The organism is Avibacterium sp. 20-132 (assembly GCF_023611925.1).
In the GTDB taxonomy this organism is placed as follows: domain Bacteria; phylum Pseudomonadota; class Gammaproteobacteria; order Enterobacterales; family Pasteurellaceae; genus Avibacterium.
Window position 1 is genome coordinate 1441161 of sequence record NZ_CP091456.1, and the last position, 12695, is coordinate 1453855.

The window sequence follows — 12695 nt, forward strand, 5'->3', positions numbered from 1 at the left end:
AGTTACATCCACGCATTATTACGAATAATCCCCACTGCAATACCTTCAATCTCAAAACTTTCTGTTTGTGTGAGATCGACGACAATTGGGGCAAATTCTTCATTTTCGGCGTGAAGATAAACCATTGAGCCTTTGCGTTCAAGGCGTTTTACAGTAACTTCATCTTCAATTCTTGCGACGATCACTTGCCCATTTCGCACATCTTTGGTGCTATGTACCGCGAGGAGATCACCGTCTAAAATACCGATATCTTTCATTGATTGACCATACACTTTTAGTAAGAAATCCGCTTGCGGTTTGAACATATTGGCATCAACTTTATAAGTGCCTTCAATATGTTGTTCGGCTAAAATCGGTTCGCCTGCGGCTACGCGTCCGATGAGTGGTAAGCCTTCAGGCTCTTCTTCTGCATTTTCTTCAAGCAGTAACCGAATACCGCGCGATGCACCGGGAATAATTTCAATTACCCCTTTTCTTGCAAGGGCTTTTAGATGCTCTTCCGCCGCATTCGGTGATCGAAATCCCAATTCACGAGAAATTTCCGCACGGGTGGGCGGCATTCCGGTGGTTTCCAAATGCCGTTTTAATAGGTCATAAACTTCTTGCTGACGGGCTGTGAGGGCTTTCATCATTGTCATATATCTCCCCTGTTTTTATATCCATATTTACTGGTATTATATACAGAAAGAGAATTGTTGCAATCTTCTTTTATTTTCTCTGTGATATTTGTTTGATTTTTGTTAGATTTGTACGAAATTTTTGCTTTAATTAATTTATATCAGGCTAAATTGAAAAAAAAATGCCAAAAATTTGTGGTAAGATGGCGTAACTTTTTATCTGGATAAATAAATTACGGAATTTATATGGCAAGTATGCTTAATTTATATAGAAAATTATTAGAATTCCCCCTTTCTGTATTAGTTAAAAATAATCCGATTCCTCATCATCCTATTGAAGAATTAGCTTTAAATGTGCAGCAACCTATTGTGTATGTGCTGCCTTACACCTCGCAAACGGATTTAGTGATTTTCCGCAAAAATTGCTTAAATGTTGGCTTGCCTGATCCTTTCGAGAAAAATGAAATTGGCGGTATTTCGTTACCTCGTTTTGTGTTTTTAGATGAAGGGCGTCGCATTTTTAAATCTAAAGGGGCAAAAAAGGAAACCATCACAATTTTTAATAAATACCTAGAATTACACCGCACTTTCTTGGATCTTGATGTGCAGCTTATTCCTGTTTCGGTATTATGGGGACGTTCACCGGGACACGAAAATAAATCAGGGTTGCCAAATTTACGTTTATTAAATGGTCTTCAAAAATTTGCAGCAGCAATTTGGTTTGGGCGTGATACGTTTGTGCGTTTTTCACAAGCGGTTTCGCTACGTTATATGGTGAATGAACACGGTTCAGATGAAAAAATTGCGGCGAAATTAGCGCGCGTTGCTAAAATTCATTTTTCTAAACAACGTATTTCTGCAACAGGACCACGTTTGCCAAATCGCCAAGCGATGTTTAATAAATTGCTGCAATCTCCGGCGATTCTCAAAGCTATTGAAGATGAAGCAAAAAGTAAGAAAATGCCCATTGAAAAAGCACAAAAAGAGGCGTATAAAATTTTAGATGAAATTGCTGCAAATGTGAGCTATGAAGGGTTACGTGTAGCAGATCGTTTCTTACGTTGGCTATGGAATAAACTTTATCAAGGGATTGATGTGCAACACGCGGATCGGGTACGCAAGCTGGCACTTGAAGGTCACGAAATTGTTTATGTGCCTTGCCACCGTAGTCATATTGACTATTTGTTACTTTCTTATGTGTTATATCATCAGGGCTTGGTTACACCACATATTGCAGCGGGAATTAATCTTAATTTCTGGCCTGTGGGGGCTATGTTCCGCCGAGGAGGGGCATTTTTTATTCGCCGAACCTTCAAAGGCAATCGCCTCTATTCAACGATTTTCCGTGAGTATTTAGCAGAATTATTCCATCGTGGTTATTCGGTTGAATATTTTATTGAAGGGGGGCGTTCGCGCACCGGACGTTTACTTGCCCCTAAAACGGGGATGATGTCGATGACCTTGCAAGCATTACAACAACGCCAAACACGTCCTATTTCTGTCGTGCCTGTTTATGTGGGCTACGAACACGTTTTGGAAGTGGATACGTATGCCAAAGAATTGCGTGGTGCGGCAAAAGAGAAAGAAAATGCAGGGCTTGTATTACGCGTCATTAAAAAATTGCGTAATTTAGGTAAAGGCTATGTGAATTTTGGTGAGCCAATCGTATTAAGCAGTTATTTGAACCAACATTTTCCAGAATGGAAAGAATTGCATTTAGACGATGAGCGTTCACAATGGTTTAATAAAGCCGTTGATGCGGTGTCAAACCAAGTTATGGTGAATATTAATAATGCCGCCGCAGTCAATGCGATGAATTTAACAGGAACTGCATTGCTATCATCTCGCCAGCGTGCATTAACGCGGAAACAGTTATTAGAGCAGTTGGCAAGTTATCAACAATTTTTACAGAATGTCCCTTATTCTGATGATGTCATTGTGCCAAGCGAAACACCAGAAGAAATGCTCGATCACGTTTTAAATTTAGATCGTGTGGGCGTCTTGGTTGAAAAAGATAATTTTGGCGAAATCATTCGTTTAGAGCGTAATTCAGCGGTGTTGATGACTTATTATCGCAACAATATTCAGCATTTATTCGCCTTGCCTTCTCTGGTGGCGAGCATTGTGTTGCACTATGGTGCAATGCAAAAAGATCTCGTCCTTGAGGCGGTTGAAAAAATTTATCCGTTCTTGCGTGGTGAATTATTTTTACATTTCAGCGATGGTGAATTAAAAGATTATGTCGAAAATATTATTCAGGAATTGCAACGGCAAAATATTATTCAATGCAATGAGAATTTGCTCGCGATCCACAAACCTCAAGTCAGAATGTTACAGCTTTGGTCATCGGGCGTGAGAGAAATTTTGCAGCGTTATTACATTACGGTAAGCATTCTACAAAATGATCCAACGATTTCTCGAGCCACATTAGAAAAAGAAAGCCAATCTGTGGCACAACGTTTATCTGTGCTGCACGGTATTAATGCTCCAGAGTTTTTTGATAAAGCCGTGTTTTCTGCGTTTGTTGGAAATCTAAAACAATATGGTTATTTTGATGACAACAATCAAGTGAATGCCTCCTTGCTTGATGAACTCAGTGAAATTCTTGCGCAGATGATTTCTGCCGAAGTCAGACTTACAATTAAAAGTGCGGTGGAAAAAAACGAAGAAATTGACTAATGGTTTGATTAAGTATTTTCAAATGAGCTAAAGAACCTTAGCTAAATCGCGAAGGTTCTTTTTATTTTTTAAATGATAACCCTATCTACTAAAAATCATCTAGGTGAGCGTTGTCAGCAATTTTTCCCTATTTGCCTAGCTCGAGTAACCCGATTACTTAGATAGAGCCAGAAACGTCATAAACAGTGCCTAGAAAAAGTAAAAGAAACAGATTTTTTACGTCATCATTTCAAAAATAGCTTGCAATAACCTTTCGCGGAACGCGAAAGGCTTTAGAGAAATTTAGGCAATTAAACGGAGCATTTCTTCTGCGTTTGCTAAGGCACTTTCAGTGACTTTGGTTGAGCCAAGCAATTTAGCTAAGGCTTTCACACGTTGTTGCTGGGAAAGTGCGGTCATTTTTGTTTCCGTTTTTCCATCAATGGTTTGTTTTTCGACAGAAAAATGTTGATGCCCACAACAGGCGACTTGTGGTAAGTGGGTAACGCAAATCACTTGGCATTTTTTGCCTAATTTGCGTAATAATTTTCCCACTACGCTTGCGGTTGCACCACTGATTCCTACATCAATTTCATCAAAAATGAGGGTTGGTATCGCGGATTTATCAGAGGTCAGCACTTGTAACACCAAGGCGATACGTGAAAGCTCACCACCCGATGCCACTTTTGCCAATGGTTGAGCGGATTGTCCGAGGTTTGCTTGTAGAATAAATTGCACCTGATCCATACCTTGGGCAGTCAGTTTACTTTCCGCCTGTACCACACTAATAGAGAATTCGGCATTTTCCATTGCCAGTTGTTTAATGCCTTTAGTCACTTGTGCTGAGAGTTTTTCAGCCCCTTTTTGACGGCTTGCACTCAAGGTCTGTGCATTTGCTAACAACTGTGCATAAGCCGCTTTTTCTTGTTCAATCAGTACATCTTCGCTGTCAGCAAAATCTACAAGCTGATGGAGTTCTTGTCTTAAAGATTGATGCAATGCAACCAATTCTTCCGCTTTTACATTGTGTTTACGTGCAAGTTGTAGTGCTTGGCTCATTCGGCTTTCCACTTCCTGTAAACGATACGGATCGGGGTCAATGTTGCAGGATAAATGTTGGATCTCAGAGCTTGCTTCCTGTACTTGGATCAACGCTTCTTGTAACATTGTGAGTGCATCATTGTAGTGCGGATCAAGGCTGTGTAGTTCTTCTAAATTTTGCACCGCACGATAGAGCAAGCTATCCACATTCAGTTCATCATTCTCACTTAATAAATTTAAGACAGATTGAGAAAGTGCAGTGAGTTCTTTGCTGTTAGCAAGTCGGTTATATTCTTCCTCTAGCTCACTAAATTCATTTTCTTGTAAATTAAATTCATCAAGCTCTTCAACTTGATATTGTAGTAGTTGTTTTTTCGCCTCATTTTCGGCACATTTTTGTTGGAAATTCGCGACTTGTTGTTGCAACGCTTTCCATTGACGATATTGCTTTTGTACCTTGGTAAGCAGATCAGTATGCGCGCAATAGTCATCTAATAAGGTGAGCTGATAGTCATTTTTTAGCAAACGTTGTGAGGAATGTTGTCCATTGACTTGAATTAAATATTGCCCTAGTTCTTTGAGTTGGCTAGCAGAGACAGGAATGCTATTAATAAAGCCTTTGGAACGTCCATCAGCGTTGATTACTCGACGTAAAATACAGTTTTCTGGATTATCTTCATCTTGCAATTCTTGAATTTTAAGCCATTCATCAGCGGGGCTGTTTGGTTCAATCTGGAATGTGGCACAAATATCTGCACGGTTTTGCCCTTCACGTAACATCGCGCTTTCTGTACGTTGTCCTAAGCATACGCCAAGGGCATCAATGGCAATAGATTTACCTGCCCCCGTTTCACCAGTAATGACAGACATTCCCTGCGCAAATTCAATATCAAGGTGATGAACAATCGCAAAATTATTAATCGTAAGTTGAGTAAGCATAATACACTCCTGTTTAACTGTATATATATCAGTTTATAACTGATTTTATATACAGTAAAGGGGTTTATGCAAATTTTTTACGCGGAATTTCTCAACCAGCCCAATTTTGTGCTTAACACATTGTAATAATTATAACTTTTTAAGTGAAGTAAACGCAGTTTATGTTTGCTTTTATAAATATGTACCACGTCATCAGGGGTGAGCGGCAGCGCGACTTGACTATCGCAACCCGCTTCTAATTGCGGGGTGTTGTAGTCTGCAAAACGAATAGAGATTTTGCTTTCGCCATCAATGACCAAAGGGCGAGAAGAAAGGGTGTGTGGAAACATTGGTACCAGCGCGATTGCATTAAGTTGTGGAGTAAGAATCGGGCCACCAGCGGAAAGCGAATAGGCCGTTGAGCCTGTCGGTGTAGAAATAATTAAGCCATCAGAACGCTGTGAAAAGGCCAATTTATCATCAATATAAACGTGGAAATCGATCATATGCGCAATTTTGGCAGGGTGAATCACCGCTTCATTTACTGCATTGCTGGTGGCAATAATTTGTCCGTCTCGTTCAATGGCAGTTTCTAATAAAAAGCGTTCTTCCACAAAAAATTCACCACGATCTAAGCAAGCCTCAAGTTGGGCATAGGCATTTTTCGGATCAATATCCGTGAGAAAGCCTAAATTACCTCGGTTAATACCAATTAAAGCAATATCATATTTAGCTAAGATTCTTGCTCGCCCAAGCATATTGCCATCACCACCGATAACAATGGCTAATTGCGCCTGTGTACCAATCTCATCTAATTCTGCAAGATGTTGAATAGGTAAGCCTAAACGCTCGCCCACACTTTTTTCCACAAGTACTTGATAGCCTTTTTCTAAAAGCCATTGAAATAAATTTTTGTGCATTTGCAAATTTACATCATTGCGCGGACGCCCCACCAATCCGATGGTATGGAAGGAATTATGCAAACTTTTGTTGTCGATTAAATGGGTTGTGGACATCATATTTATTTTTATGCGGAAAACAGACCGCACTTGAATTCAAGAAATTTATGGCTATATTACACATAAACTATGTCAGTGGCTAGCCAAGTTTAGCAACTGTCAATTTTTACGTTTTTTGTTACAATAACGCAAATTTTTGAACAGATGGAGAAAACGATGTCAGAACAAGAACAACAAGTGGAAAAAACAGAAGTAAAACAAGAACAAGTAGAACAGGCGGAGAATGTGCAAGAAACAGCACAACAACAAGAAAATGCTGAAAATCTTGAAGGTGATGCGTTAGAAGAAGCCATAGCCCGTGTTCAAGAACTTGAAGAGCAACTTGTTGAAACGGCGAAGAAAGAGCAAGATATTCTATTACGTAGCCGTGCAGAAATTGATAATATTCGCCGTCGTGCCGAACAAGATGTGGAAAAAGCACACAAATTTGCTTTAGAAAAATTTGCCAAAGATTTGCTTGAAACCATTGATAATCTTGAGCGAGCCTTGGCAACCCCAGTTAGCACGGAAGACGAGAGTTTAAAAGGCGTGTTAGATGGTGTGGAATTAACCTTAAAAGGATTGTTGGCAACAGTAGCACGTTTTGGCGTAGAAGCGGTTGGGACGGTGGGAGAAACCTTTAATCCCGATTTACACCAAGCCATTTCAATGCAGCCGGCAGAAGGTTTTGAAAGCAATCAAATCACCACTGTACTACAAAAAGGCTATTTGCTGAATGGTAGAGTGATTCGCCCTGCAATGGTGATGGTGGCTGCGTAATCAATCAAATGCAATAAGTCTCATAAAAATAGGCGAGTGTATCGCCTATTTTTTTGGTCTAAATTTGAAGGGAATTTTTTTGCGTCAGCTTTTGCTGCTTTTTCTGTTCACGCCTTTTGCGGAAAAATTCGCTAAGTTTTTGGCTACATTCTTCTTGCAGTACACCGCCAGTAATTTCAAGATTGTGATTCATTTTATAATCATCAAAAAAGTGAAAACGCGAACCTACTGCCCCTGTTTTTAGATCATAAGCGCCGAATACTAAACGCTTAATTCGGCTATGTAAAATTGCGCCTGCACACATTGTGCAAGGCTCCAGGGTAACGTACAGGGTGGTATTGAGTAAGCGGTAGTTTTGTTGCACTTGTCCTGCTTGGCGGAGTGCGACAATTTCTGCGTGGGCGGTGGGATCGTGCTGAAGAATAGATAGATTCCAGCCTTCTGCCACAATATTTCCTTCATCATCAACTAACACCGCACCTACAGGAATTTCCCCTAAGGCTTCTGCTTTATCAGCAAGGCTTAGGGCGTAACGCATCATTTTTTCATCAAAATCTGACCGCACTTTTATTCCCTCAATATTTAATTCGTGTGAAAAATCAGCCACAAATTGGCTGATTGGTAACATAAAGTGCGGTGCTTTTTGTGGAAGTTTTTCATTTTATTATTTTTTATGCTTACACCGAGAAAGGATATTTAATCGCAGGGTGAGATTCATAGCCAATAACCTTGAAATCCTCCATTGTTACCCAAGTTTCGAGATCTTCAAGGGTTTTGATGTCAGGATTAATTTCTAATTTTGGTAGAGGCAATGGCTCTCGTTTGAGTTGTACATTTTGCATTAGCTCAAGCTGATCTTCATAAATATGTGCATTGACGATTTTATGATACGCCATTCCTGCTTTTTTCCCAGTAATTTGAGCCATTAATGCCAAGAAAGTAAACACTTGAATTTGGTTGAAATTTAACCCTAATGGCACATCGCAAGAACGTTGATAGCTGGTTAAATAAAGGGTATCGCCAAGTAAAGAAAAGGTGTGGGTGTGCATACAAGGACGCAAACAGCCTAGCTCAATTTCTCCGGGATTGTAAAAGGTGATGATTTCGCCACGATCGTCTAGCCCTTTGGTTAAATCATTCACCACTTTACGCAATTGGTCGAGGGTTTCACCATTCGGTTTACGCCAAGCACGTCCTTGTACACCATAAACGCGCCCCATATCATCAGTGCCTTTACGGTGTGGGTTATTCAACCACGCTTGATTTTCATTTGCATTGGCATCCCACGTTTTAGTGCCAAGCTTACGGAAATCAGCGGCGTTGTCATAGCCACGAATGTAGCCTAAAAATTCTGCAATTGCGGCTTTCCAGTAACTTTTTCGGGTAGTGATTAAAGGAAATTCATTGTCCGCGACATTATAAGTGAGATCTGCATTAATCAGGGTTAAACAACGTTTTCCTGTCCGTTCATTTTCTACCCAAGTGCCGTTATCAATAATGTTTTGGCATAAATCTAAATATTGACGCATTATAAATTTCCCCTATTTTTTCACCGCACTTTTATAAGCGATCAGCATAATCAATGCCCCCAGCAGAATCATTGGCAATGAGAGAATTTGCCCCATTGAAATGTGCTGTTGGAAGAATAAGCCAAGCTGTGCATCAGGTTCACGAAAATATTCAATAATGAAACGGAATGTGCCATAACCGACTAAAAATAATCCTGCCACTGATCCCGTAGGGCGTGGTTTTTTGATAAACAGATTAAGAATGACAAATAGCACGAGACCCTCTAACACGGCTTCATAAAGTTGTGAAGGGTGGCGAGGTAAATAACCGCCAGAGGGGAATAACACTGCCCAAGGTACGTCTGTTACACGTCCCCAAAGTTCATCATTGATAAAGTTACCAATTCGCCCCATTCCTAAACCAAAAGGAATAAGCGGTGCAACAAAATCTGCCGTTGCCCAAAAGCCACGGTGTTGTAATTTGGCGGTGATAAACATAGCTAAAATCACACCAATTAATCCGCCGTGGAAAGACATTCCCCCTTCCCAGACACGAATTAAATACATCGGATCTTGTAAGAAATAATCAAATTGATAGAACAGCACATAACCGATACGCCCACCTAGGAATACACCAAGAAAGCCGTTAAATAAGAGGTTGTCCACTTGTTCTGTTGTCCAGCCACTATTTGGGCGATTGGCTCGGCGAACTGCAAGCCAACGTGCGAAGACAAAACCGATTAAATACATTAATCCGTACCAACGCAAGGCAACAGGACCTAACTGAAAAATCACAGGATCAAAGTGAGGAAAAGGGATAAAACTAGAATTCATATATTTCCTTTTATTTCATAATCATATTGATAGCAATCACAATCAATAATACAGCAAAATAACGTTTTAGGGTTTTTACAGGCAATTTATCCGTGGTGCTTGCCCCTAATTTAGAGGTAAAAAATGACGTTGCAGTAATTGCCACGACAGCGGGTAAATACACATAACCTAATGAATAGCTTGGGATATTCGGTTGTCCCCAGCCACCCACGATAAAACTTAGCATTCCAGAGAGACCCAGTAACATTCCACAGAATGCAGATGAACCAATGGCTTTTTTCATCTCGATCCCACGCGCATTAAGGAATGGCACAATAAAGCCACCACCGCCAATGCCAGCAATGCTAGAGGCAATGCCAATCAAGATACCGCCAATGACAGAAGAAGTCGTGGTTAATGTTTTTTTCGCTTCTTTTGGTTTAATGGAAAGCAACATTTTCAATGCAAGATACACCACCAAACAGGCGAATAATTTGCTCGAAATGCTTTTATCTAAATGACCTACAAAAAGCCCTGAAATAAACGTGGTTACCATAATCACAGGCGCTAGCACTTTTACCGCATTCCATACAATATTGCCGAGTTTTTGATGGCGTTGTGCGGAAGAAAATCCAGTTACCACAATCGTGGCAAAAGAAGTACCTAATGCTGTGGACATCAAAAGCTCACTAGGCACATCAACCATTGGCAATAAATAAACCAATACCGGGACAATAATCAGTCCGCCTCCAATGCCAAATAAGCCTGCTAAAAAGCCGACCACACAGCCGACAATTAAACAAATAAGAAAAAAACTCAGCATTATGCTCCCCTTGTTCGATGAAATGAACGCTTATAATATTTGCCTGATGAATATTTTTTGCCAGAATGTTTGTTCGGTGTATTAGTTGCAGAATGTGTGAGTGAAGTTTTCTGCTCTTGAGGCGCCGCATTTGGCTGATTTTTCGGATTAAACAATACCCCCGCAAATTCTTTCATCGCTTTGCGGTACACTTCTTTTTTAAAAGGAACAACCTGACGCACAGGATACCAAAAATTCACCCAACGCCAACCATCAAATTCTGGCGATTTGGTGGTTTGCATATTAATATCTTTTTCGTCCGAGACTAATTGTAATAAGAACCAACGCTGTTTTTGTCCAATGCACATTGGCTTGCTGTCGTAGCGTAATAAGCGTTTAGGAAGTTTATAGCGAAGCCATTGTTTTGATACATAAAGTAATTTAACATCTTTACGAGTTAAACCCACTTCTTCAAAAAGCTCACGATACATTGCTTGTTCAGGCGTTTCATTATCATTTATACCGCCTTGTGGAAACTGCCACGAGTTTTGCCCATAGCGTTTCGCCCACAAAACCTGACCTTTACGATTGCAAATGACAATTCCTACATTCGGACGGTAGCCATCGAAATCGATCACTATCGTTTACCTTCATTTTAACTATTTTAAATTCTGAATTGGTGAATTGTTTCACAAACTTAAGGTTTTAACAACCGAAAACAAGCATTAAGCCGCTTTTCTATGAGAATTTTACAAATATGAAATCGTTATCATCTGTTAATAAATTGAATAAAAACCACAAGGCTGTGTATAACCTTGTGAAAAGTGAGGGAGTAATATTAAATTATTTGTGTATAAAGATAACAAAATCCTTATTTCAAAGTAAATTAAAGAAGATCATTGCATCTTATTAAGATCTAAAGTTGAGATCCGAGATCGCATTATTTTATTACAATTCTCGCCTAGAAAAAAATCACACTGTATTTTTATCAGGATTTTAACCCCATTTCTTCTCTCAAGCTGTGAGTTATTCAGTATTTTTGTGGATAAAATTGTGGTTTTATGCAGAATAGGTGGGAATTAAATAGTAAACTTGGTGTGTCTGTATTGGTTTAGAATAATAAAATTATTTAAAATCAAAAAGATAGATAAAAAAGAAGCGTTGTTATATTGTGAATTACAGCGGATAAAAAGAGTGGTTATTAATTAATCAAAGACAAAAGTGAGGTGCTTTTCTCTCGTTTTTTTCATAAGACTTGACCTTAACCACCCGTTAAACTTTATACTATGGCAAATTTTCTCTAGGAACATTTATGCACCACAATCACGAGCAGGGCTGGCAAAACCAGCGCATTTTAGCCTTTAGCTTTGTTATTATCACCGCTTATATGGTGATTGAATTTTTGGGCGGCTATTATTTTAATAGCCTAACGTTAATGGCGGATGCAGGCCATATGGCAAATGATAGCCTTTCCTTATTACTGGCTTTTATCGCATTATTTTTCCCCCATAAAACACAAAAATATTTCGCCCTATTTAATGGAATTTCTTTAATGGTGGTGGCGATTTGGATTTTACTTGAAGCTATTGAACGCTGGAAAAATCCCTTATTTATAAATGCGTTACCAATGCTAGGTGTGGCAGTTATGGGATTGTTGGTGAATATCATTGTGGCGTGGTTAATGCTGAAAAGCGATCAAGAAAACTTAAATATTCGTGCGGCTTATTTACACGTCTTGGCAGATTTATTTGGCTCTGTCATCGCTATTATTACAGGGGTGAGCGCGTGGTTATGGCAAATTCAGTGGTTAGATATTGTTGCCAGTGCCATTTTAAGTGTGTTCATTTTACGCAGTGGTGGGGGGATAATAAAAGCGGTAATGGTCGGACGGTATTTAGGGCATTCTCATTAGGCAATATATTGTTAAAGTGGAATACAGTGCGGTGGAAAAATCGAAAAATTTCCACCGCACTTATGTTATAGGCAAGTTAAATATTTTTCCCAATCAAAATATTGACCCGGATCGATTTTTCTTCCGGGGGAAATATCGCTATGCCCCACAATGCGATCTTTTCCTATTTTGGGATAGTGTTGCATTATGCTTTGTGTGAGTTTTGTCAGCGTGGCATATTGCTGTTCGGTGAATGGCTGATTGTTACTCCCTTCTAATTCAATGCCAATGGCGAAATCGTTACATTTTTCACGTCCTTGAAAGCAAGAGACACCTGCGTGCCAAGCGCGATCATTGAAACTGACATATTGCGTTATTTTCCCCTCACGATTAATTAAGCAATGTGCTGAAACGCGAAGATCTTTAATTTCGTCAAAATAGGGGTGAATAGCAGGATCTAAACGCCCTTGGAAAAACGCATCAATGTAATTTCCACCAAATTGCTCGGGGGGCAAGCTGATGTAATGAATGACGAGCAAGGAAATATCTTGTGGATCGGGACGTAAATCACAATGGGGAGAAGGACAATGTTTTTGGTTGGCCAACCAGCCTGATTGATTAATGGAATATGTTGATTTCATATATTTTTTGCGATCGTGATCGAGAAAA

At 39.7% G+C, this 12695-nt stretch carries 11 protein-coding genes and 1 pseudogene; 3 read left to right on the forward strand and 9 right to left on the reverse strand.

Translation table 11 applies throughout. The features are described 5' to 3' along the window. Positions 1–2: 2 nt before the first annotated feature. Positions 3–638, reverse strand: coding sequence for a transcriptional repressor LexA (lexA, locus tag L4F93_RS06890; RefSeq protein ID WP_250349612.1), 636 nt, complete (start codon positions 636–638; stop codon positions 3–5). Between the two features lie 225 nt (positions 639–863). Between lexA and plsB the strand changes: the two genes are divergently transcribed. Then, positions 864–3296, forward strand: a complete 2433-nt coding sequence (gene plsB / locus L4F93_RS06895; RefSeq protein WP_250349613.1) for a glycerol-3-phosphate 1-O-acyltransferase PlsB — start codon at positions 864–866, stop codon at positions 3294–3296. 282 nt (positions 3297–3578) lie between these two features. Here plsB and recN read toward each other — a convergent pair whose 3' ends face one another. After that, on the reverse strand, positions 3579–5255 hold the full coding sequence (gene recN / locus L4F93_RS06900; RefSeq protein ID WP_250349614.1) for a DNA repair protein RecN: 1677 nt from the start codon (positions 5253–5255) through the stop codon (positions 3579–3581). 77 nt (positions 5256–5332) lie between these two features. Further along, positions 5333–6250 (reverse strand): NAD(+) kinase, encoded by a 918-nt coding sequence (locus L4F93_RS06905; protein WP_250351651.1) that lies wholly within the window; start codon positions 6248–6250, stop codon positions 5333–5335. A gap of 159 nt (positions 6251–6409) precedes the next feature. Here L4F93_RS06905 and grpE point away from each other — a divergent pair, with 159 nt between their 5' ends. Next, on the forward strand, positions 6410–7012 hold the full coding sequence (gene grpE / locus L4F93_RS06910) for a nucleotide exchange factor GrpE (RefSeq protein WP_250349615.1): 603 nt from the start codon (positions 6410–6412) through the stop codon (positions 7010–7012). A 58-nt stretch (positions 7013–7070) separates the two neighbouring features. Here the strand turns inward: grpE and tadA are convergent, their stop codons facing one another. From tadA to rppH, 5 genes and pseudogenes are all read right to left on the reverse strand, one after another. Continuing rightward, positions 7071–7592: a tRNA adenosine(34) deaminase TadA gene (gene tadA / locus L4F93_RS06915; protein ID WP_250351652.1), complete on the reverse strand. Its 522-nt coding sequence runs from the start codon at positions 7590–7592 to the stop codon at positions 7071–7073. Between the two features lie 97 nt (positions 7593–7689). Continuing rightward, entirely contained in the window at positions 7690–8541 is an 852-nt protein-coding gene (locus L4F93_RS06920; protein ID WP_250349616.1) for a thymidylate synthase, read from the reverse strand. A gap of 12 nt (positions 8542–8553) precedes the next feature. Beyond that, positions 8554–9354, reverse strand: a complete 801-nt coding sequence (gene lgt, locus L4F93_RS06925) for a prolipoprotein diacylglyceryl transferase (RefSeq protein ID WP_250349617.1) — start codon at positions 9352–9354, stop codon at positions 8554–8556. A gap of 10 nt (positions 9355–9364) precedes the next feature. After that, positions 9365–10156: a sulfite exporter TauE/SafE family protein gene (locus L4F93_RS06930; RefSeq protein ID WP_250349618.1), complete on the reverse strand. Its 792-nt coding sequence runs from the start codon at positions 10154–10156 to the stop codon at positions 9365–9367. 145 nt (positions 10157–10301) lie between these two features. Then, positions 10302–10773: pseudogene (gene rppH, locus L4F93_RS06935) on the reverse strand (RNA pyrophosphohydrolase); the annotation flags it as partial. 674 nt (positions 10774–11447) lie between these two features. Here rppH and L4F93_RS06940 point away from each other — a divergent pair. Next, the gene (locus L4F93_RS06940) at positions 11448–12047 is read left to right on the forward strand and encodes a cation diffusion facilitator family transporter (protein ID WP_250349620.1); all 600 of its coding nucleotides are present in this window, start codon (positions 11448–11450) and stop codon (positions 12045–12047) included. Between the two features lie 65 nt (positions 12048–12112). Here the strand turns inward: L4F93_RS06940 and ampD are convergent, their stop codons facing one another. After that, positions 12113–12667: a 1,6-anhydro-N-acetylmuramyl-L-alanine amidase AmpD gene (gene ampD / locus L4F93_RS06945; RefSeq protein WP_250349621.1), complete on the reverse strand. Its 555-nt coding sequence runs from the start codon at positions 12665–12667 to the stop codon at positions 12113–12115. Between the last annotated feature and the right edge of the window lie 28 nt (positions 12668–12695).

Coding starts and splice junctions, on each gene's coding strand:
- lexA (WP_250349612.1), bottom strand. CDS start 638: ATGACAATGATGAAAGCCCTCACAGCCCGTCAGCAAGAAGTTTATGAC.
- plsB (WP_250349613.1), top strand. CDS start 864: ATGGCAAGTATGCTTAATTTATATAGAAAATTATTAGAATTCCCCCTT.
- recN (WP_250349614.1), bottom strand. CDS start 5,255: ATGCTTACTCAACTTACGATTAATAATTTTGCGATTGTTCATCACCTT.
- L4F93_RS06905 (WP_250351651.1), bottom strand. CDS start 6,250: ATGTCCACAACCCATTTAATCGACAACAAAAGTTTGCATAATTCCTTC.
- grpE (WP_250349615.1), top strand. CDS start 6,410: ATGTCAGAACAAGAACAACAAGTGGAAAAAACAGAAGTAAAACAAGAA.
- L4F93_RS06920 (WP_250349616.1), bottom strand. CDS start 8,541: ATGCGTCAATATTTAGATTTATGCCAAAACATTATTGATAACGGCACT.
- lgt (WP_250349617.1), bottom strand. CDS start 9,354: ATGAATTCTAGTTTTATCCCTTTTCCTCACTTTGATCCTGTGATTTTT.
- L4F93_RS06930 (WP_250349618.1), bottom strand. CDS start 10,156: ATGCTGAGTTTTTTTCTTATTTGTTTAATTGTCGGCTGTGTGGTCGGC.
- L4F93_RS06940 (WP_250349620.1), top strand. CDS start 11,448: ATGCACCACAATCACGAGCAGGGCTGGCAAAACCAGCGCATTTTAGCC.
- ampD (WP_250349621.1), bottom strand. CDS start 12,667: ATGAAATCAACATATTCCATTAATCAATCAGGCTGGTTGGCCAACCAA.